Origin of the sequence: Clavibacter sp. CT19 (assembly GCF_027858075.1) — a bacterium.
GTDB classification, from domain to species: domain Bacteria; phylum Actinomycetota; class Actinomycetes; order Actinomycetales; family Microbacteriaceae; genus Clavibacter; species Clavibacter tessellarius_A.
This window is the reverse complement of sequence record NZ_JAQHYR010000002.1, coordinates 304,397-329,830: the sequence shown is the minus strand read 5'-3', so window position 1 is coordinate 329,830 and position 25,434 is coordinate 304,397. Positions and strand designations below refer to the sequence as shown.

Here is a 25,434-nt window from a genome sequence, read left to right as displayed (position 1 = left end):
ACCCGACCCCGGAAACGCCGCTGCCGCGGCCCCGGTGCTCCCGGGGGAGCGAGGGGACCGCGGCAGCGGACGTGCGGTGACGGAGCGGATCAGCCCGCGGCGACCGGCGCGTTGAGGCGGAGGCCGCTCTCGGCGTCGAAGGCGTGGAGGTGGCCCGGCTGCGGCGTGATGAAGACGGTGTCGCCGGCGTTCGGGTGCAGGCGGCCGTCGACGCGCGCGACGAGGTCGGTGCGCTTGCCCTCGATGTCGGTGTGGCCGTAGAGGTAGCCGTCTGCGCCGAGCTCCTCGACGAGGTCGACCGTGACCGAGAGGCCCTGGCCCTGCGTCGTGGAGACGACGACGTCCTCGGGACGCACGCCGATGGTCACGGCGTTTCCGCTCGCGTTCGTGAGCACGTCGCGCTCGACGGGCACCACGGCGGAGCCGAACTGCACGCCGCCGTCGACGACGTTCGCGGTGAAGAGGTTCATCGCGGGCGAGCCGATGAAGCCGGCCACGAAGACGTTCTGCGGCTTCTCGTAGAGGTCGCGCGGGGTGCCGACCTGCTGCAGGACGCCGTCCTTGAGGACCGCGATGCGGTCGCCCATGGTGAGCGCCTCGGTCTGGTCGTGGGTGACGTAGACCGTGGTGACGCCGAGGCGGCGCTGGAGCGACGCGATCTGCGTGCGGGTCTGGACGCGGAGCTTGGCGTCGAGGTTCGACAGCGGCTCGTCCATGAGGAACACCTGCGGCTGGCGCACGATGGCGCGGCCCATGGCGACGCGCTGGCGCTGGCCGCCGGAGAGGGCCTTGGGCTTCCGGCTGAGGTAGGGCTCGAGGTCGAGGAGCTTGGCGGCCTCGAGGACGCGGGTGGCCCGCTCGTCCTTGCCGACGCCGGCGATCTTGAGCGCGAAGCCCATGTTCTCGGCGACGGTCATGTGGGGGTACAGCGCGTAGTTCTGGAACACCATCGCGATGTCGCGGTCCTTCGGCGGCACGTCCGTGACGTTGCGGTCGCCGATGAAGATGTTGCCGTCGTTGACCTCCTCGAGGCCCGCGAGCATGCGGAGGGTGGTCGACTTGCCGCAGCCGGACGGGCCGACGAGGACGAGGAACTCGCCGTCGGCGACCTCCAGGTCGATCTGGTCGACGGCCGGGCGGGTGGAGCCCGGGTACAGGCGCGTGGCCTTGTCGAAAGTTACTGATGCCATTTCGGTGTTCTCCTTCACGGGCAGGTACGTGCCCGACGATCCGTGGTGATGGATGTGATGCTCATGGCTCATCGCTGTGGGCGACGACGACCACCCGATGAGTATTGCACGAGGGCCATGGAGCGGGAAGCGCACCATGATGCGGATCGGCGGCTATTCCCCACCTGGGGACCTCCGCCGCCGAGCCTGTATCGTCGGATGGACGACCTCCTCGCGCGGCCGCGTCATCGCTTTCCCAGGCTGCCCGCCTAGAGTCCTGAGGTCGTGCGGGAGCCCGCCCGCACCCGACATCCATCCCCTGAGCGAGGATCCATGAGCAGCACGCCGCCCGCGCACGAACCGCACGGCGGCCATCGTCGACGCCGCGAGGCGGCGCGCGAGAAGGCCCGGCTCAACCGCATGAAGCAGCGACGTCGCGACGTCGCGACGCGCGGCCTCGTGCGCGGCGGCATCGCGGTGGCGCTCGTCGCCGTCGTGGTCGTGGTCGGCCTCATCGTCGTCCAGGGCGCCCGCCCCGCCGGACCCGGCCCCCAGAACATGGCGAGCGACGGCATCCTCATCGGCAAGGACCTGGCAGCCGTCCCCACCCGGGCGCTCGAGCCGCAGCAGGTCCCGGTCCCCACCCAGTCCGAGGCCGCCGGCGTCGCCCACATCCGCGTGTACGTCGACTACCTCTGCACGGCGTGCAAGGAGTTCCAGGACACGAACGGGGCCCAGATGGAGGGGTGGCTGCAGTCCGGCGCCGCCACCGTCGAGGTGCACCCCGTCGCCATACTCACGAGCAAGTCGCAGGGGTACTCGCAGCGCGCTGCCAACGCCGCCGCCTGCGTCGCCGACACCTCGCCCGACGACTTCTGGGCGTTCAACGCGTCCCTGTTCGCGGAGCAGCCGGCGGAGCAGAGCACGGGGCTCAGCGACGAGCGCATCACGGAGCTCGCGGGGCAGGCTGGCGCCTCGTCGCCCGACGTGGCGAAGTGCATCGCGGACCAGCGCTTCCAGTCCTGGGTCAACGCCGCCACCGATCGCGTCCTCAACGGCGACATCCCCGACTCCAACGTCGCGAAGGTCGTCGGCGCTCCCGTCATCGTCGTCGGCGAGCGGCAGTACACGGGTCAGCCGGACGACGCCAAGGCGTTCGCGGCGTTCGTGCTGCAGGCCGCGGGGCAGGACCCGACCTCCACGCCGACGCCCGCCCCCGAGGCGACCCCCGCCACCGCGCCGTAGGCGGCGCACCGGCTCCTATGATGGATCGACGGCCCGCGAGGGCGGTCGGCCGGCCTGGCGCAATTGGTAGCGCACCGCACTTGTAATGCGGCGGTTACGGGTTCGAGTCCCGTGGCCGGCTCGAGACGGTCGCCTCAGTCGAGGACCGTGATCATCCGCTCGCCGGGGACGACGATGCGCGGGCCCTTGCCGTCGGGTTCGGCGTCGCCGACGTACAGCCACCCGAGCAGGTCCTCCCCGTCGGACAGCCCGTGCATGCGGCGGACCGGGTCGCTGCGCGTGAGACCCCCGGTGCGCCAGAAGACGCCCCAGCCCTGCTCCTCGAGCAGCAGCGTGAGCGCGTGGGCCACGCCGGCGGCGACGGCCTCCTGCTCCCACTCCGGGACCTTGCGGCTGGGCGTGCGGCGGACGACCACGGCGACGAGCAGGCTCGCGCGATGGACCTTCTTGCCGTGCTTGCCGGATCCGGCGTCACCTGCCGCCTCGTCCATCGCCGCGCCGAGGCGGTCGCGCGCGGTCCCGCGGATCTCGATGACGCGCCAGGGGCGCAGGCCTCCGTGGTCGGCCAGCCGGCAGGCGGCCTCGACGAGCGGGACGAGGTCCTCGTGCGAGGGCGAGGCCGCACCCACGGAGGAGCGGGAGCGCCGCCCGCGCAGCGCGTCGAGCACGGGGGTGCCGGGCCCGGTCGGGTCGGCGTCGCCGCCCGCCCGGTGCCGCGGCATCGGGGTCACTCCGCCGTGCGGAACGACATGGAGACCGAGTTCATGCAGAACCGGTCGCCCGTGGGGGTCTGCGGGGCGTCGTCGAAGACGTGCCCGAGGTGCGATCCGCACCGTGCGCAGACGACCTCGACGCGCTTCATGCCGAGGCTGGTGTCGGTGTACAGCTTGACCGCGTCGCTCTCCTTCGGCGCGTAGAAGCTCGGCCACCCGCAGTGGGAGTCGAACTTCGTGTCGCTCGTGAAGAGCTCGGCACCGCAGGCCTTGCAGCCGTAGACGCCGGTGCGGTCCTCGTCCAGCAGCTCGCCCGTCCAGGGGCGCTCGGTGGCCTGCTGTCGCAGCACCGCGTACTCCTCGGGGGAGAGCTCCTGACGCCACTGCTCGTCGGTCTTCTCGATCTCGTAGGCCATGGTGCGGGTCCTTTCTCGCTGGTCGATCCTAGGGGCGGCGTCCCAGCGCGCCTCCTGGGTCAACCGACGCGGTGCCCCGAGGATTCCTCGGGCGAGGACGCTTCGCCGCCCGGCGTGGGCGGATCCGGCCGTCGCCCGCCCGACGGGACACCCCGCGCGCGTTCGCGAGGCGCCCAGGATCCCGCCCCTAGTATGTGGGGGATGTCGGGGAAGGAGCACGCCGTGGACCACCGCGAAGCCCGCTCCGCCACCGCCCCCTCTCCCCAGGACGCGGGCGTCGTCGAGCTCGACGAGCGCTCGCGCGCCGTCCTCGACTTCGAACGCGACTGGACCCGGCACGCCGGGGCCAAGGAGGAGGCCATCCGCCAGGCCTTCGGCCTGTCGGCCACCCGCTACTACCAGCTGCTGGGCGCCCTCATCGAGACGCGTCCGGCGCTCGCCTACGACCCGCTCCTCGTCGGCCGGCTCCTCCGACTGCGTGAGACGCGCGCCGCGGCCCGCGCCGCGCGAGCGCTCCCCGCCGGTCTCCCGCACCGCCCGAACGCGCGCTGACCCGCGCCCTACCGAGGAGACTCGAGACCGCCATGCCCTCCCACGCTCCCGACCGGTTCGACGACGTACCCGGCGACCTCAGCCGCGTCGGCGCGCACCGCGCCCCGCGCCCTCGCCATCACCGGTTCCGGGCGTTCGCCTGGGCGGCGCTCGCCACGGGCCTCCTCGTCGGGCTCGGGGTGGTCGGGCTGTTCGTGATCGACGACCGGGTGTCCTTCACGGACATCATCCCGAACGACAGCGCCTCCGAGGAGGCGGCGGCTCCCACCGAGACGCCGACCGTGGCGCCCACCACGGTCCCAGGGATGGTCGTGACCGTGCTCAACGGCACCCGCACGTCGGGCCTCTCGGCCAAGGCCGCCACAGCGCTCCAGACGGCCGGCTGGAAGATCGGCTCCCGGGTGAACGCGAGCTCGTCCGACATCACGACGACCACCGTCTACTACTACGACGCAGCGGACGAGGGCGCGGCCCGCGGCCTCGTGGCGCAGCTCGGGGTGGGCGACGTGCAGCAGTCCGAGCAGTTCCGCCCCGCGCAGGGCACGGCGGCCGCCCAGGCGGCGCGCCTCACGGCTGTCCTCGGCGCGGACTACGCGGCCCGCGGCTAGACGACGGCGGGCCCCGTCGGGCCCGTGGGGAAACCGGGCACCGGATGCGCCAGCCTGGCTATCGTGCTGCCTGGTCGCATGCCCCTCGCGTCCCGGCTCTGCACGCCGCCGTCCCGAGGGCGTGTCGCGGGGCCGATGCAGGGCTCCGCGATCGACCCGGGGGTGGCGGTACCGCGCCCCCGCCATCGCGCAGTCGCACTGGGAGAAGCACATGGCCAACGGAACCGTGAAGTGGTTCAACGGGGAGAAGGGGTTCGGATTCATCACCGTGGACCCGGTAGAGGGCGGCGCCGCCCAGCAGGACGTCTTCGTCCACTACTCGGCCATAGAGATGTCGGGATACAAGGTCCTCGAGGAGGGGCAGCGGGTCGTCTTCGAGATCGGCCAGGGGTCCAAGGGCCTGCAGGCCGAGAAGGTCACGCTGGGCTGACTCCGCGCTCCCACGACGCCGCCGTCCCCGGGACGGCGGCGTCGCGCATGTCCGCCACGTGTCCTCCCCCAGGCCGCCGCCTGTGAGCGGCTCGCTTGCACTCCCGTAGGGCGAGTGCCAGAATCGTCCCTGGCACTCCCTCACGGGGAGTGCTAGACGACTGCCTTTTTCCTGACGTCCGGGAGGGACGAGAGATACACATGGCTAAGATCATCGCTTTTGACGAAGAAGCCCGCCGCGGCCTCGAGCGCGGCCTCAACATCCTGGCCGACGCGGTCCGCGTGACCCTCGGCCCGCGTGGCCGCAACGTCGTCCTCGAGAAGAAGTGGGGCGCCCCCACCATCACGAACGACGGCGTCTCCATCGCCAAGGAGATCGAGCTCGACGACCCGTTCGAGAAGATCGGCGCTGAGCTCGTCAAGGAGGTCGCCAAGAAGACCGACGACGTCGCCGGTGACGGCACCACCACCGCGACCGTCCTCGCGCAGGCCCTGGTCCGCGAGGGCCTCCGCAACGTCGCCGCGGGTGCCGACCCCATCAGCCTCAAGCGCGGCATCGAGAAGGCCGTCGCCGCCGTCACGGAGGAGCTCAAGGCCGCCGCGAAGGAGATCGAGACCAAGGAGGAGATCGCCGCCACCGCGTCCATCTCCGCCGGCGACTCCACCATCGGCGCGATCATCGCCGAGGCGATCGACAAGGTCGGCAAGGAGGGCGTCGTCACCGTCGAGGAGTCGAACACCTTCGGCACCGAGCTCGAGCTCACCGAGGGCATGCGCTTCGACAAGGGCTACCTGTCGCAGTACTTCGTCACCGACCCCGAGCGCCAGGAGGCCGTGTTCGAGGACGCGTACATCCTGATCGTCAACTCGAAGATCTCGAACATCAAGGACCTGCTGCCGATCGTCGACAAGGTCATCCAGTCCGGCAAGCAGCTCCTCATCATCGCGGAGGACGTGGACGGCGAGGCCCTGGCCACGCTCGTCGTGAACAAGATCCGCGGCATCTTCAAGTCGGTCGCCGTCAAGGCCCCCGGCTTCGGCGACCGTCGCAAGGCGCAGCTGCAGGACATCGCGATCCTCACCGGCGGCCAGGTCATCGCCGAGGAGGTCGGCCTCAAGCTCGAGAACGTCACCCTCGACCTGCTCGGCACGGCCCGCAAGGTCGTCATCACCAAGGACGAGACCACGATCGTCGACGGCGGCGGCGACGCCACCGAGATCTCGGCGCGCGTGCAGCAGATCCGCAACGAGATCACCAACACCGACAGCGACTACGACCGCGAGAAGCTCCAGGAGCGCCTCGCGAAGCTCGCCGGCGGCGTGGCGGTCATCAAGGCCGGCGCGGCGACCGAGGTCGAGCTCAAGGAGCGCAAGCACCGCATCGAGGACGCCGTCCGCAACGCGAAGGCCGCCGTCGAGGAGGGCATCGTCGCCGGTGGTGGCGTCGCCCTCATCCAGGCCGGCAAGCTCGCGTTCGAGAAGCTCCAGCTCGAGGGCGACGAGGCGACCGGCGCGAACATCGTCCGCGTCGCGGTCGACGCTCCGCTCAAGCAGATCGCGATCAACGCGGGCCTCGAGCCCGGCGTCGTCGCCGAGCGCGTCCGCAACCTCCCCTCGGGTCACGGCCTCAACGCCGCCACGGGTGAGTACGTCGACATGCTCGCCGCGGGCATCAACGACCCGGTGAAGGTCACGCGCTCGGCCCTGCTGAACGCGGCGTCCATCGCCGGCCTGTTCCTCACGACCGAGGCCGTCGTCGCCGACAAGCCCGAGAAGAACCCGGCCCCGGCCGGCGACCCCTCGGGTGGCATGGACTTCTAGTCCGAACGGGCGGGAGCGGCGACGCTCCCGCCCCGCATCACCCTCAGCACGACGAAGCGGGCGGTCCCTCCGGGGCCGCCCGCTTCGTCGTGCGCTCATGCGCTCCCGGCAGGGCGCGAGGCCGGCCCGGGTGGTGCAGGAGCCCTAGTGCGCGAACATGCGCGCGTTCCCCTCCTCGACCTCGGCGTACTGGCGGGCCGCCGAGCTCAGTGCCTGGTTGATGCTCGCGAGAGCCTCCTCCACCCGCTGCTGCGTGCCCTTCCACTCCGCCACGACACCCTGGAACGCGGTGGCGGCGCTGCCGGACCACGAGCCCTGCAGATCCGCCAGCTGCCCATGCAGGCCGGACACCTCCGCCTGGATGCGGCCGATGCTTCCCTGGACCGCCGCGGTCGCGCTGAGCACGGCCTCGCTGTCCACCTGGTACCTCGTCATGTGCTCCTCCTCCTGGTCGACGGACGACCGGAGGCTAGGGGCGGGTCAGGAGGCGGGGCCGGGCGGCGTCGTGCCGGTGGACGAGGACGGGGCCTCGGAGCTGGGGAGGAGCGGGAGGATGACCCGGAACGTCGCGCCGCCACCCTCGGTCTCCACGACGTCGACCCGGCCGCGGTGCGCCGCGACGATGGCCGAGACGATCGCGAGGCCCAGGCCGCTGCCACCGGTCTCCCGGGTGCGCGACGTGTCCGCGCGCCAGAACCGCTGGAAGATCTTCTCCCGGATCTGGGGCGGGACACCGTCGCCGTGGTCGCGCACCTCGATCCGCGCCTCGCGCGCGCGCTCGTCCACGACGGTCGCGAGCTCGATCGGGCTGCCGTCGGGCGTGAACCGGACGGCGTTGCCGATGAGGTTCGTGACGACCTGGCGGATCTTGTTCTCCTCGGCCGAGACCATGGCGACGCCCTCGGCGGCACGAGCGCCGCCGGCGTCGGGGGAGATGGCCGCGAGCGCTCCGGTCGCCGTCTCGCCGGGGCGCCGGGTGCGTCGCGCCCGCAGCCGCGACAGCGTGGCGCCGGCGAAGGCGATCGGCCCGGTGGCGTCGTTCCCGGTCGCGGTGCCGCGGAGGGCGTCCGGCGGCATCTCCTGCGTGGGCTCGAGGCCGTCCGCGTCGAGGATCAGCCCGATCGGGTTGACCAGCACGGGCGGGAGCGCCGTCACCGTGCGCGTCTGCGAGGAGGCCATGGCGTCGAGCGCGGCGTCGCGGGCGATGGGGTAGAGGTCGACGGGTGCGAGCTGCAGCGGCTTCGTCTCGTCGAGGCGCGCGAGCTCGAGGAGGTCCTCGACGAGCCCGCCCATGCGGATCGCCTCCTTCTCGATGCGCTCCATGGCCTGCGACACGTCCTCGGGCGTCTGCAGCGCGCCCATGCGGTACAGCTCCGCGTAGCCGCGGACGGACACCAGCGGGGTGCGCAGCTCGTGGCTCGCGTCGCCCACGAAGCGCCGCATCTGGTCGATGGTCTTCGCGCGGTCGGCGAACGCGCGGTCGATGCGGCTGAGCATGGTGTTGAGGGAGCGGTTGAGGCGCCCCACCTCGGTGTTCGGGGTGGCGCCGCCGAGGCGCTGGCCGAAGTCGCCCTCGGCGATGGCGGCGGCGGTGCGCTCCACCTGGCGGAGAGGACCGAACGTGCTCGTCACGAGCATGCGGGTGACCGCCGCGCCCAGCACGACGACGGCGAGCCCGAAGCTGGCGAAGATGACGATGTAGGTGGCGACGAGGTCGTCGACCTCGCTGAGCGGCTTGGCCACGACGAGCGTCGAGTAGGCGGTGGTGTTCGGGCCGGCGTTCTGCGACACCCGCACGATCCCGTGCCAGGTCCCCTTCCCGGCGTTGTCGGAGAACTGGACGATCTGCTCGTTGCGCTCGGACGCCCGCGCGAGGTCCAGGTCGAAGACGCGGGGGTGGGAGGCGGAGCCGCCGGACCAGTTGTCGGCGATGACGTCGCCCTGGGCGTCGAGCAGGAGGACGAAGTAGGTGGAGTCGGCCGTCTCCACGTCGTCCTGGGTGAAGGTCTCGGGCGTGGCCTGGTCGGTGCCGAGGATCTTCGGGAGCTGCGTCGCGGCGATGCGGAGCTGCGCGTCGAGCTGGATCACCATCTGCTGCCGGAGCAGGTACATGGTGCCGGCGCCGGAGACGAGGAGGCCGAGCAGGAGCAGGAGCACCGTGACGCCCGTGATCTTGGTGCGCAGGGAGACGTTGTTCCACTTCTCCGAGACGTAGTCGTGCACTGGCCGCACCTCGTGTTCCGTCATGGTGACCGTGTCCCATGAGGATAGGCGACGCCGGATGTGGGATCGGCCGGGCGCCCAGCGGGCGTCCGGCCGATCAGGAGGTGCGCGACCCGGCGGGGGTCGGGTGGATCAGGACTTGGCGGCCTTCAGCATGTAGCCGAAGCCGCGCTTGGTCTGGATGACCGGCTCCGAGGAGTGCTGGTCGAGCTTGCGCCGCAGGTAGGAGATGTAGGACTCCACGATGCCGGCGTCGCCGTTGAAGTCGTACTCCCACACGTGGTCGAGGATCTGCGCCTTCGAGAGCACGCGGTTGGGGTTGAGCATGAGGTAGCGGAGGAGCTTGAACTCGGTGGGGCTCAGCTCGATGGGCTCCTCGCCCACGAGGACCTCGTGCGTGTCCTGGTCCATCGTGAGCTCGCCCGCGCGGATGATCGCGTCCTCGTCGGCGTGCATGGTGCGACGGAGGATGGCCTTGATGCGGGCCACGATCTCGTCGAGGCTGAACGGCTTGGTGACGTAGTCGTCGCCGCCGACCGTGAGGCCCGTGATCTTGTCCTCGGTGTCGTCCTTCGCCGTGAGGAAGAGGATCGGCGCGGTGTAGCCGGCTGCACGGAGGCGCTTGGTGACGCCGAAGCCGTTCATGTCCGGCAGCATGACGTCGAGGATGATCAGGTCGGGCTCCTCCTCGAGGACGGCCGAGATGGCCTGGGCGCCGTTGCCGACGGCGCGGACCGCGAACCCGGCGAACCGGAGGCTCGTGGTCAGCAGGTCGCGGATGTTGGGCTCGTCATCGACGATAAGGATCTTCGGGCCATCGCTCATGGGATGAAGTATCTGCGCGCTCGCTGGGAGCTGCCTGGATGCGAGGAACAGGCTGTGGCACCTGCCCGTCGCAGCGGTCAGGCGGCGATGCCCGCGGCGTCGAGGATCGTGTAGCCGTACCCCTGCTCGGCGAGGAAGCGCTGGCGGTTCTGCGCGAAGTCCTGGTCGACCGTGTCCCGGGAGACGAGCGTGTAGAAGCTGGCGGACAGTCCGGACGCCTCGGGGCGGAGCAGGCGGCCGAGGCGCTGCGCCTCCTCCTGCCGCGAACCGAACGAGCCGGACACCTGGATCGCGACCGTCGCATCCGGCAGGTCGACCGAGAAGTTCGCGACCTTGCTCACCACGAGGACCTTCTCCGTGCCGTCGCGGAACGCCTGGTAGAGCCGCTCCCGCTCGGCGACGGGGGTGGCGCCCGTGAGCTTCGGGGCGCCGAGCGCCTCGGAGAGCTCGTCGATCTGGTCGAGGTACTGCCCGATCACGAGGATGCTCTCGCCGCGGTGGCGCTCGACCAGCGCGCGCGTGACCTCGAGCTTCGCCGGCGCGGTGGCGGCGAGCCGGTAGCGCTCGTCGTCCGCGGCCGCGGCGTAGACGAGCCGCGCGTCGTCGGGCAGGTCGATGCGCACCTCGAAGCACTCCGCGGGGGAGATGAAGCCCTGGGCCTCGATCTCCTTCCAGGGCGCGTCGAACCGCTTCGGGCCGATGAGGCTGAACACGTCGCCCTCGCGGCCGTCCTCCCGCACGAGCGTGGCCGTGAGGCCGAGGCGGCGGCGGGCCTGCAGGTCGGCGGTGAGCTTGAAGACGGGCGCGGGGAGCAGGTGCACCTCGTCGTACACGACGAGTCCCCAGTCGAGCGCGTCGAGGAGGGCCAGGTGGGCGTACTCGCCCTTCCGCTTGGCGGTGAGGATCTGGTACGTCGCGATGGTGACCGGCTTGACCTCGCGCGACTGGCCCGAGTACTCGCCGATCTCGTCCTCGGTGAGCGTGGTGCGCTTGAGGAGCTCCGTGCGCCACTGCCGGGCGGACACCGTGTTCGTGACGAGGATGAGGGTCGTCGTCTTGGCCCGCGCCATCGCGGCCGCGCCGACCAGCGTCTTGCCGGCGCCGCAGGGGAGGACGACCACGCCGGATCCGCCGTCGAGGAAGTGGTCGACCGCGTCCGTCTGGTACGCGCGCAGGGTCCAGCCGTCCTCGACGAGGGCCATGTCGTGCGGGGTGCCGGGCGTGTAGCCCGCCTGGTCCTCTGCGGGCCACCCGATCTTCACGAGCTCCTGCTTGAGCTGACCGCGGGCCCAGTCCTGCACGCGGTAGGTCGTGGCGTCGATCCGCTCGGTGAGCAGCGGCGCGATGCGGCGGGCGCTCGCGATCTCGGACAGCACCGCGCTCTCGGCGCTGGACACCTGCAGGCCGCCGTCCGCGTCGCGTCCGATGACGAGGCGGCCGTAGCGCCCCACCGTGTCGGTGACGTCGACCGTGACGGACTGCGGGATGGGGAAGCGCGAGTAGCGCTCGAGGGTGGCGAGCATGTCCGCGGCGGTATGGCCGGCGGCGCGGGCGTTCCACAGGCCGAGCCGGGTGATCCGGTACGTGTGGATGTGCTCCGGCGCGCGCTCGAGCTCGGCGAACACGGCGAGGTCGTGGCGCGCGTCCTCGGCGTCCGCGTGGGCGACCTCGAGGAGGACGGTGCGGTCGCTCTGGACGATCAGGGGGCCGTCGGACACGCCCGCCAGCTTAGGCGCGCTCACGACGGGATCGGCCCGGGGGAGAGGGAGACGATGCTCGACAGCGGCAGGGTCCGCTCGACGTCGGCGACGCGGTCGCGGGCGCGCAGGCGGCCGCCGGCGATGCTCGCGGGCTCGAGGACGTGGTCGACCTCGCGGCCGTCGGGCAGGCGGACCCGCACCGAGAGGGCGGCCTTGGCGCGGATCGCGACCTCGAGCTGGCGTGCCGTCCAGGCGGTGCCGTCATCGGGTCGGTCGGCGGCGCGGACGCGGGCCACGAGGGCGTCGGCGGCGTCGGGCGAGGGATCCGTCGCGATCGGCCGCGCCGGCGTCGCGCGCGCGTCGGGCGCGATCGGCCGGCCGTCGGGGCCCTCGCGGACCGGGCCGAGGCGGGCGGCGACGAGGGTCCGCTCGACGGCGTCGGGCGTCGCCGGGGAGGCGAGCGTCACGTCGTCGACGCGGACGAGGCGCAGGGAGGCGAGGTCGCGGTCGACGAGGAGGGTGGCGAGGAGCGCGGCGTCGTCGGAGACCACGGCCGTGCGGGCTTCCGCGGCGTCGGGGAGGTCCGCGGGCCGGATGCGCAGCCGGCCGAAGCGGGCGACGGCCTCGTCGAGGAGGTAGTCGAGCGGCTGCGGGATGCCGGTGAGCGAGATGCCGGCCAGGAACGCGCGGATCCCATCGCCCGAGTCGCCGGCGGCGAGGGCGCGGGCGACGGATCCGGCTGAGATGCGGTAGCTGGCGGCGAGTCCGCGGCCCTCCACGTCGGCGACGGCGAGGAGGCGCGACTCGACGCTCGGATCCAGCGGGCCGGGGGAGACGACCGTGAGGTCGTGCTGCAGGTACACGCGGTCCACCTCCGCGGGCAGGTGCGCGGCGAGCTCGGCGGCCGCGGCGGCGGCGCCAGTCGTGAGGAGGGCGCGGCCCGCCGAACTCGGGACGTCGCCGGTCGTGATCCCGAGGAGGCCCGCGTCGCGCGTGAACGCGGTGATGCGGTCGGCGATCCACGCCGATCCGCCCGGGAAGCGCCAGAGCACGCCGTCGATGAGGCCCGGGCCCCACGCGGCGTCGGCGCGCTCGGCGAGGATCTCGCGCGTCGTCGGGGCCAGCGCGTCGAGCCACGAGGACGCGAGCGCTCGCCAGCGCGCGGCGGTGGGGAGCGCGGACCACTCCGCCGCGGCGTCCGTCACGGACCAGGCGCGACCTGCCCGGGCGGCGAGGCCGGCACGGGCGGCGATGGCGAGGAGCACGGGGACGCCGTCGAGGTCGACCGCGAGCGCAGCGGACAGGCGCCGCGCATCCGGCAGCGACATGCCGCCGCGGCTGAGCTCGCGGGCGGGCTCCCGCGACAGCTCGTCCACGAGCGCGGCGACGGCGACGATCGAGGCGAAGGCGCTCTCGCCGGCGCGGCGGTCGACCTCGTGCGGGTCGACGCGGGGGACGGCGGCGAGCGGCGCGGGCGGGGCGAGCCGCGTGAGCTCGTCCGTGCCGGGGCGGCCCGCGTCCGGCCAGGACGCGAGCTCCGCCTGCACCTCGGGATGCGTCGTGATCCCGTCCTCGTCGACGTCGGCGAGGAGCGTCCCGGCTCCGCGACGGGCGGCATCCGCGATGTCCTCGGGATCGATGGGGTCCTCGCCCGACCGGCGCGCGATCGCGTCGCGGACGACGGACAGGGGCACCCGTCGCGACGCCGCGCCCTCGGCGCAGGCCACGGCGAGGACGGCGAGGGACGTGCGGTCGAGCTGCTCGAGGGCCCGGGCGACGGCGTCCGGGGCGAGGAGCGCGTCGGCGAGGTCGAAGAGGTCGGCGACGCGCGATGCATCGACGCCGCGGTCGCGGACGAGGTCGGCCAGCGCATCGTCGTCCAGCGCGCGCAGGCGGGACGCGAGCACGAGGGCGTCGGTCATGGTCGTCCCGCTAGCGGGACGTGCCGTCCATGCGACGGCGGCGACGGACGCTGATGATGAGGATGGCGATGAAGAGGAGCGCCGCGATCGGGATCCCCACCGCCGGGAGCAGCAGGATCACCTGCCAGAGGGGCGTGCTGTACTGCGACGCGTCGACGGCGATGAGCGGGGCCAGCAGGATCGCGAGGATGCTCAGCACGGCCACCAGCAGGATCCCGGCGAGCATGTACGCGAGGATGCGCTCGGCCCGTCCCTCGCTCGGTGCGGTCTCGGATGCCATCCGCTCAGACTACGCCGTGGGCGACTCCCGGGCGCGTCGCCGTGCGGAGCCCGATCGGCCGCCGCCGGGTCGCGTCGCCGCCGGGGTCCGCCGCCCGGACCGCGCGGAGCCCGGGCGAATAGACTGGACCGCCCACCAGCACATCGAGCCCCGACCGGGGCGCGGAGCCCCTGGCAGGGGCGAGGGAAGAGGATCGCATGCCCACCGGCAAGGTGAAGTTCTACGACGAGGACAAGGGGTTCGGGTTCATCAGCTCGGACGACGGCCAGGAGGTATTCCTGCACGCGTCGGCCCTGCCCTCGGGCGTCGCCGGCGTGAAGGCCGGCACCCGGCTCGAGTTCGGCATCGCCGACGGCAAGCGTGGCGCGCAGGCGCTGTCCGCGCGGATCCTCGACGCCCCGCCCTCGCTCGTCCGCTTGTCCCGCAAGCCCGCCGACGACATGGCCGTCATCGTCGAGGACCTCGTGAAGGTGCTCGACGGGATCGGCAGCGACCTCAAGCGCGGCCGGTACCCGGACGACGCCCACAGCCGCAAGATCGCCGCGCTGCTGCGCCGGGTCGCGGAGGAGCTCGATGCCTGAGCGCGTGGAGGACGAGAGCGTCGAGGAGACGACGACCGGGTCGGGCGTCGTGTCCGACGCGACGGCACCGGAGGCGACCGAGGACGTGGGCGGGGACGCCGTCGCGCACGCCGGTGATGACCGCGGGGCCGCGGTCGCTGACGAGCCGGCCGCGCCGCCCGTCGCCGACGCCGAGCTGCTCGCCGCCGTGGACCTCGCGCGCGCCGCGCTGCTCGAGATCACGCCGGCCGACACCGTCGGCGAGCCTGCCGGATCCACGGTCGAGGGCGATCGCGTGCTCTCCCTCCTCTTCGCGAACACGATGCCGGGCTACCCCGGCTGGTACTGGACCGTGACGCTGGCCCGCGTCGAGGACGCGGCGCCGACGGTGCTCGAGGCGGAGCTCATGCCCGGCGAGGGCGCGCTGCTGTCGCCGGAGTGGCTGCCGTGGTCCGACCGCCTGGCCGGGATCGAGGCCGACGAGGAGGCCGAGCGCCTCGCCGCCGAGTCCGGATCCGACGAAGACGACGATGACGACGATGAGGACGACGACGAGTCGGACGACTCCTCCGACGACGACACCGAGGACGCGGACGACGTGCTCGACGGCGTCGACTTCGAGAGCCCCCCGGCAGCCGACGATGACGATGACGACGACGATGACGACACGAGCTTCGACGGCGCCGATCGCTGACCCGCGTCGCGCATGACGACGGCGGCGGTCCCCGAGGGGACCGCCGCCGTCGTCGTCTCCGGCAGGTGCGGGATCAGCCAGCGCCCTGCTCCACCACGAACTCGATGCAGCGCACGAGCGCCCGCACGTCGTCCGGCTCGATGGCCGTGAAGGTCGCGACGCGCAGCTGGTTGCGTCCGAGCTTCCGGTAGGGCTCCGTGTCGACGACGCCGTTCGCGCGCAGGGTCTTCGCGATGGCGGCCGCGTCGATGGCGTCGTCGAAGTCCATCGTGACCACGACCTGCGAGCGGTGCGCGGGATCCGTGACGAACGGCCGCGCGTAGTCGACCCGCTCGGCCCAGTCGTAGAGCACGGCCGACGACTCGCGCGTGCGGGCGTCGGCCCAGGCGAGGCCGCCGGCGCGGTCGATCCAGTCGAGCTGGTCCTCGAGCATCAGCAGCGTCGCGAGCGCCGGCGTGTTCAGCGTCTGGTCCAGGCGCGAGTTGTCGACGGCGTTCTTGAGGCTGAGGAACTCGGGGATCCAACGGCCGGACGCCGCGATGCGCTCGACGCGCTGGAGGGCGGCGGGGGAGAACAGCGCGAGCCAGACGCCGCCGTCGCTCGCGAGGTTCTTCTGCGGGGCGAAGTAGTAGACGTCGGCCTGGGCCGCGTCGAAGTCGATGCCGCCGGCCGCGCTCGTGGCGTCGACGACCGTGAGGGCGCCCTCGTCGCCGTGCACGCGGGTGACGGGCGCCATGACGCCGGTGGAGGTCTCGTTGTGCGGCCAGGCGTAGACGTCCACGCCCTCGACGGGGTTCGCCGACGCACGGCTCCCGGGCTCCGCCGTGATGACGTCGGGCGCCTCGAGGAAGGGCGCCGCGGCGGCCTTCGCGAACTTGCCGCCGAACTCGCCGAAGACGAGGTTCTGGCTGCGGCGCTCGATGAGGGAGAACGCCGCGGCGTCCCAGAACGCGGTGGATCCGCCGTTGCCCAGCACGACCTCGTAGCCGTCGGGCAGGCGGAAGAGGCGGGAGAGGCCGGCGCGCACGCGGCCGACCATGTCCTTCACCGGCGCCTGCCGGTGGGAGGTGCCGAGGATCTGCGCGCCCGCGAGCGCGAGGTGGTCGAGCTGCGCCTGGCGGACCTTGGACGGGCCGCAGCCGAATCGTCCGTCGAGGGGCAGGAGTTCGGTGGGGATCGTCGTGGTCGGCATGCGGCAATGCTAGGGGACCCCCTCCGCGCGCCTCGGAGTGCGTCCGGAGGCGTGCGAGCCCCCGCGCCGGTCATCCCGCACCCGGGGAAGTAGGCTGGTCGCTGGCGCAAGGGAGGCCCCGATGACTGATCTCGTGGACACGACGGAGATGTACCTCCGCACCATCCTCGACCTCGAGGAGGAGGCCATCGTGCCCCTGCGGGCGCGCATCTCCGAGCGCCTCGGGCACTCCGGCCCCACCGTCTCGCAGACCGTCGCCCGCATGGAGCGCGACGGGCTCGTCGTCGTGAGCGGCGACCGCCACCTCGAGCTCACGCCGGAGGGCCGCAGCAAGGCCGTCCACGTGATGCGCAAGCACCGCCTCGCCGAGCGCCTCCTCAGCGACGTCATCGGGCTGGAGTGGGAGTTCGTCCACGACGAGGCCTGCCGCTGGGAGCACGTGATGAGCGAGCAGGTGGAGCGGAAGATCCTCGACCTCCTCGGGCACCCGACCGAGTCCCCCTACGGCAACCCCATCCCGGGCCTCGACGAGCTCGGCGACTCCCCGGCCGTCGCGTTCATGGCCGGCGTGGTGAGCATCGTGGAGGCGACCCTCGGGGTCACCGCGGACGCCCCGGCGCGGGGCGTGGTGCGTCGCCTCGGCGAGCCCGTGCAGTTCGACCCCGAGCTGCTGTCGCAGCTCAAGCAGGCCGGCGTGCTGCCCGGCGCCACGGGGTCGTTCTCCCGCGACGGCGCCTACGTGCTCGTCCGCGTCGACGGCGCCGAGTCGGGGCTGGAGCTGCCGCTCGAGGTCGCCGGGCACATCTTCATCGAGCGCTGACCGGCGCCCCGCGCGGGGCGATCGCGGTCGGCGGATCCACAGCACCACCCCCGAAGTGGTCACGCGTTCGCGCCACACCGTGCTCACCGGGGGTTCTGTTCCGCATCCCTCGCGAGGATGACGTCTCCCGTTATGGATTCGTTAGAAAGATGGTCCCTCAGGATGACAAACGGGGGCCGGTCCCTTACTCTCGAACAGGCCCGACCGACCACCACAGAGGTCCCGGGCCCGGTGCAGGGCGTCTCGACACCCGTCCCCTGCACGTGTACCCCTCGACGACCTTGGAGGGACGGGGCGCCAGCATGCCCGGCGTCGAGACGCAGGAGGTTGACAACTTGGCCCATGGTGACATCAGCGGTTCCGTCGGGAACCCGTCCGACCCGACCCGACCGCCCGCACCCGGGATGGATCGCCTCCCCACCCGCCGCGAGCTCCGTGCCGCCGAGGCCGCCCAGGCGGTCCGTCCCCGTCGCGACTCGGCCGCGCGCACGCTGCAGGCCCCCGCGCCGCGCGTGAGCACCGCGCCTGCCGCGCGCTCGCGCCGCACGAAGACCGCCAACGTCTTCGTCATGACCGTGGTAACCGGCGTCATCGGGGCCCTCGCGCTGCCGGCGTACGCCACCGGCGCCTCGATCGAGCACACCGCGAACGTGAAGGGCACCTCCCTCCAGGACTACACGGCCGCCAACGCGCAGGTCGTGACCGCCGACAACGCGTCGTCCGCCCCGGTCGAGGCCGGCTTCACCGCCACCTCCGTCGCCGAGCTCAACGCCCAGAAGGCCGACGCGGCCCGCTCCGCGCTCGCCCAGCAGCGCCGCACGCAGCTCGCGTCCTCGGTCACGAACTACACCGGGGCGTCCGCCTCGCAGCTCGCGCAGAACCCGATCTACCCGGGCACCTCGGCCACGGGCGTGGCCGCTGTGGCGCGCCAGTACCTCGGCACCCCCTACGTCCTGGGCGGCAACTCCCCCGCCGGCTTCGACTGCTCCGGGCTCGTCCAGTACGTCTTCGCCCAGTTCGGCCTCGACCTGCCGCACTCGGTCCGCGCGCAGGGCGCCGCCGGCGTCACGGTCCCCGAGTCGGAGGCGCGTGCCGGCGACATCGTGGTCTGGAACGACGGCAGCCACGACGGCATCTACACCGGCAACGGCATCATGATCGACGCGCCCAAGCCCGGCGACCACGTCAAGGAGCGCCCGGTCTGGAGCTCCAACGTGCACTACGTCCGCCTCCTCGGCTGACCCGCGCACCGACCTCCGGAGGCCGGCGGCACGCATCCACCCGATGCGCCGCCGGCCTCCGTCGTTCCCCGGGACAAACGGGGGTCGCTGGGCTACCCTGTGCGGTGAGACGTCCCTCGACCCGCCCGGGAGCCCCGATGACCACCGCACGCGACATCCGCACCATGGATGCGCACGTGCGCCACGGCCATCGGCACCATCCCCGGGTGGGCATCCACCTGGTCCACCCGAGCGGTCACCCGCTCTCCTGAAGGCATCGCCGAGCACTCGGCGGTGCCTTCGCGTGTTCCCGGGGGCGGGGACGCCTCATTCGGATTCCTGGAAGCCGTCCAGGCCGGTCTGAGAGGGATGTCGTGCGCACACTGGTACTCAACGCGGGCTTCGAGCCGCTCGCCGTCGTGTCGTTCAAGCGGGCCCTGGTGCTCGTGCTGAGCGGCAAGGCCACCACGCTCGCCCAGGACGAGGAGAACCCCATCCTCGGGAGCGGCGGCGCCTGGGGCCGCCCGTCGGTCATCCTCCTGACGCGGTACGTGCGGATCCCGCACGCGCGCCGTGTGCCCGTCTCGCGCCGCGGGGTCCTGCGGCGCGACGGCGGCCGCTGCGCGTACTGCGCCCGGAACGCGACCACCATCGACCACGTCCTGCCCCGTTCGCGCGGGGGGAAGGACACCTGGGAGAACCTCGTCGCCTGCTGCCTGTCGTGCAACAACCGCAAGAGCGACCGGACGCCCGAGGAGATGGGGTGGTCGCTGCGGACGTCGCCGCGGGCTCCGCAGGGGAGCGGCTGGGTCGTCAGCGGCATGGAGCGCCCGGCTCCCGGCTGGGACGAGTTCCTGGCGCCCGCGGCCTGACGCGGGACGGCGGTCGACGCGCCCGACGGGATCCGGCGGACGCGCGTCCGTAGGCTGAGGGGATGACCGACGACGTCCGTGCCTCCGCGACCCCCGACGATCCGTTCCTGTGGCTGGAGGAGATCCACGGAGACCGCGCGCTCGCGTGGGTCCGGGCGGAGAACGACCGGACGCTCGGCCGGTCGCCCGAGGAGTCGCGCGCCGGGCTCACCTCCGAGCTGCTCGAGGTGCTGGAGTCCGACGAGCGCATCCCGTACGTGACCCGCCACGGCGAGCACCTCTACAACCTCTGGCGCGACGCCGAGCACGTGCAGGGCCTCTGGCGCCGCACCACGCTCGACGAGTACGCGGCGCCGTCGCCCGAGTGGGAGGTCCTGCTCGACCTCGACGCGCTGGGCGCCGCCGAGGGGATCCCGTGGCAGTTCTTCCGGGCGCAGCTGCTGTCGCCCGACCGCGACCGCGCGCTCGTGTCGCTGTCGCCCGACGGCGGGGACGCCGTGGCGGTCCGCGAGCTCGACCTCGCCACCGGCCGCTTCGTCGAGGGCGGCTTCGCGGTGCCGGTCGCGAAGACGATGGTGTCGTGGATCGACCGGGACACCGTCTTCGTCGGCACCGACTTCGGCCCGGGCAGCCTCACCGAGAGCTCCTACGCGCGGACGGCCCGGCGCTGGAGTCGCGGTCAGGCGCTCGCCGACGCCCCCGAGGTCCACGCGGTCGCGGCGAGCGACATGCTCGTCCACGTGACGCACGACCCCACGCCGGGCTTCGAGCGGGACGTCATCCGCGAGGTGCCCGACTTCTTCACCTCGCGCACGCTGCTGCTCACCGACGCGGGGACCGTGCCGATCGACGTGCCCGAGGACGTGGACGTCGACCTGCACCGCGAGTGGCTCGTGCTCCGGCCGCGCACCGACACGGAGATCGGCGGCGTCGTCCACCCCGCGGGCTCGCTGCTGGCGGCGCGCCTCGACGACTTCCTCGCCGGATCCCGCGAGCCGGCCGTGCTGTTCGCGCCGACCTCGTCGCGGAGCCTCGAGGACTGGGCCTGGACCGCGGGGCACCTCGTGCTGACCCTGCTGGAGGACGTGGCGAGCCGGATCCGCGTGCTGACTCCGCCGACGGCCGACGGCTCCGGCGGCTGGAGGGAGGAGGACGTGCCCGTGGGCACGCCGCTCGCCTCCGTCTCCGTCGTGGCCACCGACCGCGAGACCGACGAGTACTGGCTCGCGGTGACGGGCTTCCTCACCCCGCCCACGCTCCTGCTCGGCGTGGTGGGCGAGGGCGCGCCGCGTGCCGTCAAGGACCAGCCGGCCTCCTTCGACGCGTCCGGGCTCGAGGTCGCGCAGCACTTCGTGGTGTCCGACGACGGGACGCGCGTGCCGTACTTCCAGGTGGGGCCGCGGGACCTGCCGCTCGACGGATCCGCGCCCACGCTCCTCTCCGGCTACGGCGGCTTCGAGAACAGCCGGCTGCCGTCGTACAGCGGCGTCGTGGGGCGCGGCTGGCTCGCGCGCGGCGGCGTCTACGTGCTCGCCAACATCCGGGGCGGCGGCGAATACGGCCCGGCGTGGCACCGGGCCGCGCTCCGGCAGGACCGCCACCGCGCCTACGAGGACTTCGCGGCGGTCGCGCGCGACCTCGTGACCCGCGGCGTCACCGTGCCCGCGCGCCTCGGCTGCGAGGGCAGGAGCAACGGCGGGCTGCTCGTCGGCAACATGCTCACCACCTACCCGGAGCTGTTCGGCGCCGTGGTCTGCGGGGTGCCGCTGCTCGACATGCGGCGGTACACGCGGCTCTCCGCGGGGGCGTCGTGGATCGCCGAGTACGGCGACCCGGACGTGGCAGGGGACTGGGAGTTCATCCGCACGTTCTCGCCGTATCACAACGTCCGGGAGGGGGTCGCGTACCCGCCTGCGCTCGTCTACGCGGCGACGAGCGACGACCGGGTCGGCCCCGTGCAGGCGCGCAAGATGGTCGCCCTCCTGCACGAGACCGGGGTCGAGGACGCCTGGTACTTCGAGAACACCGCGGGCGGCCACGGCGGGTCCGCGGACAACCCGGCGACCGCGCGGCTCCAGTCGCTGATCCACGCCTTCCTGTGGGAGCGGCTCGGCGCACGCCGCTGACGGACGCGGCGGACCGGCGATGCGGCGCCGCATCGACGGTCCGCCTCAGCCGGTGCGGTCGAGGGCCCGCGAGCGCTGGTGCATCCCGGCGATGAGGTCGGAGAGCATCGCCGTCGGCGCGAGCCCCACCTCGCGCTCCAGCCGCGCGCGGTAGGCGCCGTACGCGTGCAGCGCGTCGGACTGGTTGCCCGCGGTGAGGTGCACGGCGATGAGGCAGCGCTGCGCGGTCTCGCGGAGCGGATCCACCTCGATCGCCCGGCGGGCCGCGGACGCCGCCTCGTGGAGCCGGCCGCGCACGCGGAGCGCGTCGGACTGCGCCTCGAGCGCGTTCACGCGGAGGTGCCGCCACTCGTCGGCGGCGGGCTCCAGCCAGGCGTCGAACCAGTCGGGCAGGAGGGGTGAGCCGAACAGGGCCACGGCGTCCGGGGCCAGGTCGGCGTCCGCCGGCTCGACGATCCGCGGCTCGAGCAGGCGAGCGGCGGTGGCGCGGGCGACGCGCAGGTCGACCCGGACGTCCGCGCGGAGGAGCAGGCCGCCGGGCGTCGTCTCGACGATCTCCCGCCCGGCGTCACCGAGGCGCGCGACGGCGGAGCGGAGGCTCGAGGCCGCGCGGCCGTCGCGCGCCTCGGGCCACAGCTCGGCCGCGAGCGCGCCGCGGTCGGCGGGCCGGCTGCGGAGCGCCAGGGCGGCGATGAGGCGCTGCGTGCCGTCGGACAGGGCGGTGGCGGGCGGGCCCACCGTCGTCGTCGTCGTCGTCGTCGCGAGCGGGGCGGGTGGGTGCGAGGCGTCGGCGAGCGGGGCCAGGCCGGCGGCGCGGAACCCGCCGAGCAGGTCGACGCGGATCACCGGGCGGCCCCGGCGCACGCGGGGGAGGAGGTGGACGGGCTGTCGGGCCCGGTGCCGGTCACGGCATCACGACGCGCGACGAACGTGCTCCCGTCGTGCGCGTGCTGATGCATGGGGCACCTCCGTCGCCGCCAACGTATCCGTTCGGCGACGAAAGCCCATCATCCGGGTGCTTTTGGGGCTAGGTGCGCCGCGCCGCCCGGCGACGGATCGACGGGCGGCTCGGCATGGGGTGCGAGGGCGGCTAGGCCTTCGCGGTCTTGCGTCGTGCGTGGATCCCGAGGCCCAGGGCTCCGAGGATCAGGGCGGCGAGGCCCCAGCCGATCGTGGGCGTGGGGTCGTATCCGGTGACCGGGAGGTTCCCGCCCGGCGTGGTGCCGCCCGGACCGAAGGGCGTCCCCGGGGTGCGCGTGGCGGTCGGGGTGCCGGCCGTCGGCGTCGGGGTGCCCGTCGTGGCGGTGGGCGTGGGAGCGGTCGGGGTCGGGGTCGGCGCGGTCGCGGTGGGCGTCGGCGCCGTGGGGGTGGGGGTCGGTGCCGTCGCGGTGGGCGTCGGCGTGGGAGCGTCGGTCGGCGACGTCGTGGGGGCCACGGTCGGCGACGTGGTCGGCGCGTCGGTGGGCGTCGCCGTCGGGGTGACGACGGCGGTCACGAAGTTGCGGATGCGCGCGGAGCAGGTGACGGTCGCGCCGCCGCCGTTGCCGGATCCGATGCACTGGTCGACCTGCACCGCGAGCGCGGTGGAGGTCGTGGAGGTCGGCACGGTGCAGGTCACGCGACCGGCCCCGCCGCCGCCGTTGCCGGACTGGTTGCACTGGGTGATGTCGGCGTTCGTCGTGCTGCCGACCGGGGAGCAGTTGACGGCGTTCGCGCCGCCGCCCTGTCCGGCGGCGATGCACTGGTTGACCGTCGCCGGCGTCGTGGTGCTCGTGCCGGTGATGTTGTTCGTGACGTCCACGGTGCATGCGACCTCGCCGCCGCCGCCGTTCCCGGATCCGTTGCACTGGTCGACCGAGGTGACGATGGTCTGCGCGCTCTGCACGTCCGTGGTGCAGGTGCCGGCGGTGTTCGCGGCGCCGACGCAGACGACGGTCGTGACGGTCGACGAGCCGACGCCGGTGGCCACGTCGAGGTTGTTGACGACGGTGACCGAGCAGGTGACCTGCTCGCCGCCCACGTTGGAGATCCCGTCGCACTGCTGGATCGCGGTGGCGGTGGCGGCCGACGCGGAGTCGAGGGAGCTGCCGACGCCGACTCCGATGCCGACCACGGCCACGAGGGCGATGAGCGCGGCACCACCGGCGGCGACGAGACGCGCGCGGAGCGGGCGTCGAGGGCGGGTGATGCGGGTCGCGGCTGCGGCGGACCCGGGTGATGCGAGGTGATTCGGCACGGTGCTCCTTGTTCGGGAGCGAGCCTGCTCGCAGGGGCGCGACACGGCCGCGACGGCCGCGTGACCGGCGCGTGACACCCGGCGCGCCACGGTGCCGGATGCGCACGGCCGTGGTGCGCGGGCCATTCATTACGTGACTCCGGCGGGCATGCGAAGAGGGCCGATCCGCATGCGGATCGGCCCTCTCGGGTGCATTCCGCGCCAGGCGCGGGAAGCGGTGCGACTACTTGTTGGAGCGGTACTCCTCGAGCAGGTCGGCCGAGATGCGGCCGCGCTCGGAGACCTTGTGGCCGTGCGCGCGCAGCCATTCGCGGGCGGCGCCGAGGTCCTCCTTGGGCGCGCTCGAGGACGAGCGACGCGGGCTGGAGGAGCGGCCGGAGGAGGCGCGGCCGACGCGGCGTGCGCGGTCGACGTACGTGTCCAGCGCCTCACGGAGCTTCGCGGCGTTCGCGTCGCTCAGATCGATCTCGTAGTTCACGCCGTCGAGTGCGAAGGGGACGGTCTCGCCCTTTCCCTCATCGATGACGACGCCGTCGATGTCGTCGACGAGCGTGGTGACAACCTTGCGAGCCACGTCCATTCCTTTCCTTGCGGATGATGCATCCTGCGATGCCTGCGTTCCACACGATACCGTTCCCGGCGTGATTTCCGAAACGAGACGCGCGATCCGGTCGTCGATTACGCGATATGCGCGTGCCCTGAGCGCGGCATTCGCATTTCGGACCCGTCCGGGGATGCGCTCCGGCCCTTTCCGGGAGGGCGGACGGGCCGGCGCGGGCGTCCCCGCCGCCTATTTTCGGAAAGCGGGGAATTTGATGCGTCCCGCAACGGATCCGCGGCGCCGGGGTGCGCAGGCGGGTCCGCAGGCGGGCGCCCGGACGCGCGAGGGCCCGCGGAGACGTGCTCCGCGGGCCCTCGATGCCGATCCTGCTGCGACGCGGGATCAGTAGTACTCGCCGTGGCGGTAGTCCCACGACGGGAACGACCGGGCGAGCGCCGACATGATGACGTCGACCGCGAGGCCGCGGCGGATGAGCGTGGGGCTCGGGGTGACGGAGCGCTCGCCGCGCTGCTCGGGGATGAGCGCGCCGGACGCGTCGACCATCGAGACCATGACGCCCTGCTCGTGCCGACTGGTCTCGTCGAGGCCCGGCTGGATGGAGGCGACGTACTCGTCGGCGGCGACGATGACGTCGGCCTGCTGCTCGATGCGCTCGCCGATGCCCTCGACGCGACCGCGATTGCCCTTGCCGGACGGGTTGGCCGAGCTGGCGAACGCGAGGCGCCCGCTCGCCCAGAGGTGCTCGGCGAGCTGCTCGGCGGGGCGGCCGAAGCGGATCACGAAGCAGCTCGTGCCGCGGCGGTCCATGGCGAGCTGCGCCGCGGTCTCGTCGGGGAGGAGGTGCTTCGCGTCCTCGCGCCAGGGGAGGATGCAGCCGAGCAGCACGTCCGCGTCCCAGTGCTCCTGGTAGAAGGCGAGGATCTCGTCGTTCAGCACGGCGAGCTGCTGCAGCTGCTCGATGCTCGTGCAGAGGACCACGCCCGGCTTGTCGCGGTTGCGCTGCTTGGCGTCGAACTTGCGCTCGAGGCCCGCTCCGTCGGTGGTCATGAGGATGTAGCCGACCTTGGTGGCGGCGACGACGAGCCCGCCGGGGGCTTCGATCGCGGCGGCGGCGCGCTCGTCGAGGCTGCCGTCCCAGGGGATCGTGCGGGTGGTGTCGGTCATGGGCGCGTGCCTCTCGTACGTGTCGGGAAGGGGAGCATGGGCGCACCTGCGTCGGGCCGGGATGCGCCGTGCCGCGCGTGCGGCG

General features: G+C 73.0%; 25 protein-coding genes and 1 tRNA gene. 12 read left to right on the top strand and 14 right to left on the bottom strand.

Annotation, left to right across the window (positions count from 1 at the left end; genetic code table 11):
- Positions 1 to 89: 89 nt before the first annotated feature.
- The gene (locus PED38_RS03780; protein WP_063071381.1) at positions 90 to 1,190 is read right to left on the bottom strand and encodes an ABC transporter ATP-binding protein; all 1,101 of its coding nucleotides are present in this window, start codon (positions 1,188 to 1,190) and stop codon (positions 90 to 92) included.
- 312 nt (positions 1,191 to 1,502) lie between these two features.
- Here PED38_RS03780 and PED38_RS03775 point away from each other — a divergent pair, with 312 nt between their 5' ends.
- Positions 1,503 to 2,414, top strand: coding sequence for a DsbA family protein (locus PED38_RS03775; protein WP_063071382.1), 912 nt, complete (start codon positions 1,503 to 1,505; stop codon positions 2,412 to 2,414).
- 48 nt (positions 2,415 to 2,462) lie between these two features.
- Positions 2,463 to 2,535 (top strand) — tRNA-Thr (locus PED38_RS03770).
- Between the two features lie 13 nt (positions 2,536 to 2,548).
- Here the strand turns inward: PED38_RS03770 and PED38_RS03765 are convergent.
- Together PED38_RS03765 and msrB are read right to left on the bottom strand one after the other, a co-directional pair.
- Entirely contained in the window at positions 2,549 to 3,136 is a 588-nt protein-coding gene (locus tag PED38_RS03765; protein ID WP_063071449.1) for a nitroreductase family protein, read from the bottom strand.
- 5 nt (positions 3,137 to 3,141) lie between these two features.
- A complete protein-coding gene (msrB, locus tag PED38_RS03760; protein WP_063071383.1) occupies positions 3,142 to 3,543 on the bottom strand; it encodes a peptide-methionine (R)-S-oxide reductase MsrB in 402 nt (133 codons plus the stop codon).
- A gap of 222 nt (positions 3,544 to 3,765) precedes the next feature.
- Between msrB and PED38_RS03755 the strand changes: the two genes are divergently transcribed.
- From PED38_RS03755 to groL, 4 genes are all read left to right on the top strand, one after another.
- Positions 3,766 to 4,095 (top strand): DUF3263 domain-containing protein, encoded by a 330-nt coding sequence (locus PED38_RS03755; protein ID WP_063071450.1) that lies wholly within the window; start codon positions 3,766 to 3,768, stop codon positions 4,093 to 4,095.
- Between the two features lie 32 nt (positions 4,096 to 4,127).
- Complete coding sequence (locus PED38_RS03750) at positions 4,128 to 4,703, top strand: LytR C-terminal domain-containing protein (RefSeq protein ID WP_063071384.1); 576 nt, start codon at positions 4,128 to 4,130, stop codon at positions 4,701 to 4,703.
- A 211-nt stretch (positions 4,704 to 4,914) separates the two neighbouring features.
- Positions 4,915 to 5,133, top strand: coding sequence for a cold-shock protein (locus PED38_RS03745; protein ID WP_063071385.1), 219 nt, complete (start codon positions 4,915 to 4,917; stop codon positions 5,131 to 5,133).
- A 200-nt stretch (positions 5,134 to 5,333) separates the two neighbouring features.
- The gene (gene groL / locus PED38_RS03740) at positions 5,334 to 6,953 is read left to right on the top strand and encodes a chaperonin GroEL (RefSeq protein WP_063071386.1); all 1,620 of its coding nucleotides are present in this window, start codon (positions 5,334 to 5,336) and stop codon (positions 6,951 to 6,953) included.
- Positions 6,954 to 7,097: 144 nt separating this feature from the next.
- On the opposite strand, the gene PED38_RS03735 is transcribed toward groL, so the two are convergent.
- From PED38_RS03735 to PED38_RS03710, 6 genes are all read right to left on the bottom strand, one after another.
- Positions 7,098 to 7,388, bottom strand: a complete 291-nt coding sequence (locus PED38_RS03735; RefSeq protein WP_063071387.1) for a WXG100 family type VII secretion target — start codon at positions 7,386 to 7,388, stop codon at positions 7,098 to 7,100.
- Positions 7,389 to 7,433: 45 nt separating this feature from the next.
- The gene (locus tag PED38_RS03730; protein ID WP_270979836.1) at positions 7,434 to 9,200 is read right to left on the bottom strand and encodes a sensor histidine kinase; all 1,767 of its coding nucleotides are present in this window, start codon (positions 9,198 to 9,200) and stop codon (positions 7,434 to 7,436) included.
- 108 nt (positions 9,201 to 9,308) lie between these two features.
- Positions 9,309 to 10,001: a response regulator transcription factor gene (locus tag PED38_RS03725; RefSeq protein WP_012039163.1), complete on the bottom strand. Its 693-nt coding sequence runs from the start codon at positions 9,999 to 10,001 to the stop codon at positions 9,309 to 9,311.
- A gap of 77 nt (positions 10,002 to 10,078) precedes the next feature.
- On the bottom strand, positions 10,079 to 11,719 hold the full coding sequence (locus tag PED38_RS03720) for a DNA repair helicase XPB (protein ID WP_270979830.1): 1,641 nt from the start codon (positions 11,717 to 11,719) through the stop codon (positions 10,079 to 10,081).
- A 20-nt stretch (positions 11,720 to 11,739) separates the two neighbouring features.
- Positions 11,740 to 13,623, bottom strand: a complete 1,884-nt coding sequence (locus tag PED38_RS03715) for a helicase-associated domain-containing protein (RefSeq protein ID WP_270979828.1) — start codon at positions 13,621 to 13,623, stop codon at positions 11,740 to 11,742.
- 10 nt (positions 13,624 to 13,633) lie between these two features.
- On the bottom strand, positions 13,634 to 13,903 hold the full coding sequence (locus tag PED38_RS03710; protein ID WP_063071391.1) for a hypothetical protein: 270 nt from the start codon (positions 13,901 to 13,903) through the stop codon (positions 13,634 to 13,636).
- Positions 13,904 to 14,100: 197 nt separating this feature from the next.
- On the opposite strand from PED38_RS03710, the gene PED38_RS03705 reads away from it, so the two are divergent.
- Complete coding sequence (locus tag PED38_RS03705) at positions 14,101 to 14,484, top strand: cold-shock protein (RefSeq protein ID WP_270979825.1); 384 nt, start codon at positions 14,101 to 14,103, stop codon at positions 14,482 to 14,484.
- The gene (locus PED38_RS03700) at positions 14,477 to 15,157 is read left to right on the top strand and encodes a DUF3027 domain-containing protein (RefSeq protein ID WP_270979823.1); all 681 of its coding nucleotides are present in this window, start codon (positions 14,477 to 14,479) and stop codon (positions 15,155 to 15,157) included. The genes PED38_RS03705 and PED38_RS03700 overlap by 8 nt, the downstream gene beginning before the upstream one ends.
- Positions 15,158 to 15,230: 73 nt before the next feature.
- Here PED38_RS03700 and serC read toward each other — a convergent pair whose 3' ends face one another.
- Positions 15,231 to 16,349 (bottom strand): phosphoserine transaminase, encoded by a 1,119-nt coding sequence (gene serC, locus PED38_RS03695; protein ID WP_270979821.1) that lies wholly within the window; start codon positions 16,347 to 16,349, stop codon positions 15,231 to 15,233.
- A gap of 121 nt (positions 16,350 to 16,470) precedes the next feature.
- Here serC and PED38_RS03690 point away from each other — a divergent pair, with 121 nt between their 5' ends.
- The 4 genes from PED38_RS03690 to PED38_RS03675 all read left to right on the top strand — a co-directional run bounded on the left by PED38_RS03690 (position 16,471) and on the right by PED38_RS03675 (position 21,387).
- On the top strand, positions 16,471 to 17,169 hold the full coding sequence (locus tag PED38_RS03690) for a metal-dependent transcriptional regulator (protein ID WP_063071395.1): 699 nt from the start codon (positions 16,471 to 16,473) through the stop codon (positions 17,167 to 17,169).
- Between the two features lie 404 nt (positions 17,170 to 17,573).
- Entirely contained in the window at positions 17,574 to 18,410 is an 837-nt protein-coding gene (locus PED38_RS03685) for a C40 family peptidase (RefSeq protein ID WP_270979820.1), read from the top strand.
- Positions 18,411 to 18,763: 353 nt separating this feature from the next.
- On the top strand, positions 18,764 to 19,261 hold the full coding sequence (locus PED38_RS03680) for an HNH endonuclease (protein WP_063071397.1): 498 nt from the start codon (positions 18,764 to 18,766) through the stop codon (positions 19,259 to 19,261).
- 62 nt (positions 19,262 to 19,323) lie between these two features.
- The gene (locus tag PED38_RS03675) at positions 19,324 to 21,387 is read left to right on the top strand and encodes a prolyl oligopeptidase family serine peptidase (protein WP_270979819.1); all 2,064 of its coding nucleotides are present in this window, start codon (positions 19,324 to 19,326) and stop codon (positions 21,385 to 21,387) included.
- 45 nt (positions 21,388 to 21,432) lie between these two features.
- Here PED38_RS03675 and PED38_RS03670 read toward each other — a convergent pair whose 3' ends face one another.
- The 4 genes from PED38_RS03670 to PED38_RS03655 all read right to left on the bottom strand — a co-directional run bounded on the left by PED38_RS03670 (position 21,433) and on the right by PED38_RS03655 (position 25,349).
- On the bottom strand, positions 21,433 to 22,251 hold the full coding sequence (locus PED38_RS03670) for an AfsR/SARP family transcriptional regulator (protein WP_270979817.1): 819 nt from the start codon (positions 22,249 to 22,251) through the stop codon (positions 21,433 to 21,435).
- 226 nt (positions 22,252 to 22,477) lie between these two features.
- The gene (locus PED38_RS03665) at positions 22,478 to 23,623 is read right to left on the bottom strand and encodes a hypothetical protein (RefSeq protein ID WP_270979815.1); all 1,146 of its coding nucleotides are present in this window, start codon (positions 23,621 to 23,623) and stop codon (positions 22,478 to 22,480) included.
- Positions 23,624 to 23,846: 223 nt separating this feature from the next.
- Entirely contained in the window at positions 23,847 to 24,197 is a 351-nt protein-coding gene (locus PED38_RS03660; protein WP_063071452.1) for a histone-like nucleoid-structuring protein Lsr2, read from the bottom strand.
- Between the two features lie 369 nt (positions 24,198 to 24,566).
- Positions 24,567 to 25,349 carry an L-threonylcarbamoyladenylate synthase gene (locus PED38_RS03655; protein ID WP_063071400.1) on the bottom strand — a complete coding sequence of 261 codons (783 nt, stop codon included), beginning with the start codon at positions 25,347 to 25,349 and terminating at the stop codon, positions 24,567 to 24,569.
- Positions 25,350 to 25,434: the final 85 nt, after the last annotated feature.

Excerpts from the sequence above, each read along its gene's own strand:
- PED38_RS03780 (WP_063071381.1), bottom strand. The coding sequence starts at position 1,190 with ATGGCATCAGTAACTTTCGACAAGGCCACGCGCCTGTACCCGGGCTCC.
- PED38_RS03775 (WP_063071382.1), top strand. The coding sequence starts at position 1,503 with ATGAGCAGCACGCCGCCCGCGCACGAACCGCACGGCGGCCATCGTCGA.
- PED38_RS03765 (WP_063071449.1), bottom strand. The coding sequence starts at position 3,136 with ATGCCGCGGCACCGGGCGGGCGGCGACGCCGACCCGACCGGGCCCGGC.
- msrB (WP_063071383.1), bottom strand. The coding sequence starts at position 3,543 with ATGGCCTACGAGATCGAGAAGACCGACGAGCAGTGGCGTCAGGAGCTC.
- PED38_RS03750 (WP_063071384.1), top strand. The coding sequence starts at position 4,128 with ATGCCCTCCCACGCTCCCGACCGGTTCGACGACGTACCCGGCGACCTC.
- PED38_RS03745 (WP_063071385.1), top strand. The coding sequence starts at position 4,915 with ATGGCCAACGGAACCGTGAAGTGGTTCAACGGGGAGAAGGGGTTCGGA.
- groL (WP_063071386.1), top strand. The coding sequence starts at position 5,334 with ATGGCTAAGATCATCGCTTTTGACGAAGAAGCCCGCCGCGGCCTCGAG.
- PED38_RS03735 (WP_063071387.1), bottom strand. The coding sequence starts at position 7,388 with ATGACGAGGTACCAGGTGGACAGCGAGGCCGTGCTCAGCGCGACCGCG.
- PED38_RS03730 (WP_270979836.1), bottom strand. The coding sequence starts at position 9,200 with ATGACGGAACACGAGGTGCGGCCAGTGCACGACTACGTCTCGGAGAAG.
- PED38_RS03725 (WP_012039163.1), bottom strand. The coding sequence starts at position 10,001 with ATGAGCGATGGCCCGAAGATCCTTATCGTCGATGACGAGCCCAACATC.
- PED38_RS03715 (WP_270979828.1), bottom strand. The coding sequence starts at position 13,623 with ATGACCGACGCCCTCGTGCTCGCGTCCCGCCTGCGCGCGCTGGACGAC.
- PED38_RS03710 (WP_063071391.1), bottom strand. The coding sequence starts at position 13,903 with ATGGCATCCGAGACCGCACCGAGCGAGGGACGGGCCGAGCGCATCCTC.
- PED38_RS03705 (WP_270979825.1), top strand. The coding sequence starts at position 14,101 with ATGCCCACCGGCAAGGTGAAGTTCTACGACGAGGACAAGGGGTTCGGG.
- PED38_RS03700 (WP_270979823.1), top strand. The coding sequence starts at position 14,477 with ATGCCTGAGCGCGTGGAGGACGAGAGCGTCGAGGAGACGACGACCGGG.
- serC (WP_270979821.1), bottom strand. The coding sequence starts at position 16,349 with ATGCCGACCACGACGATCCCCACCGAACTCCTGCCCCTCGACGGACGA.
- PED38_RS03690 (WP_063071395.1), top strand. The coding sequence starts at position 16,471 with ATGACTGATCTCGTGGACACGACGGAGATGTACCTCCGCACCATCCTC.
- PED38_RS03685 (WP_270979820.1), top strand. The coding sequence starts at position 17,574 with ATGGATCGCCTCCCCACCCGCCGCGAGCTCCGTGCCGCCGAGGCCGCC.
- PED38_RS03675 (WP_270979819.1), top strand. The coding sequence starts at position 19,324 with ATGACCGACGACGTCCGTGCCTCCGCGACCCCCGACGATCCGTTCCTG.
- PED38_RS03655 (WP_063071400.1), bottom strand. The coding sequence starts at position 25,349 with ATGACCGACACCACCCGCACGATCCCCTGGGACGGCAGCCTCGACGAG.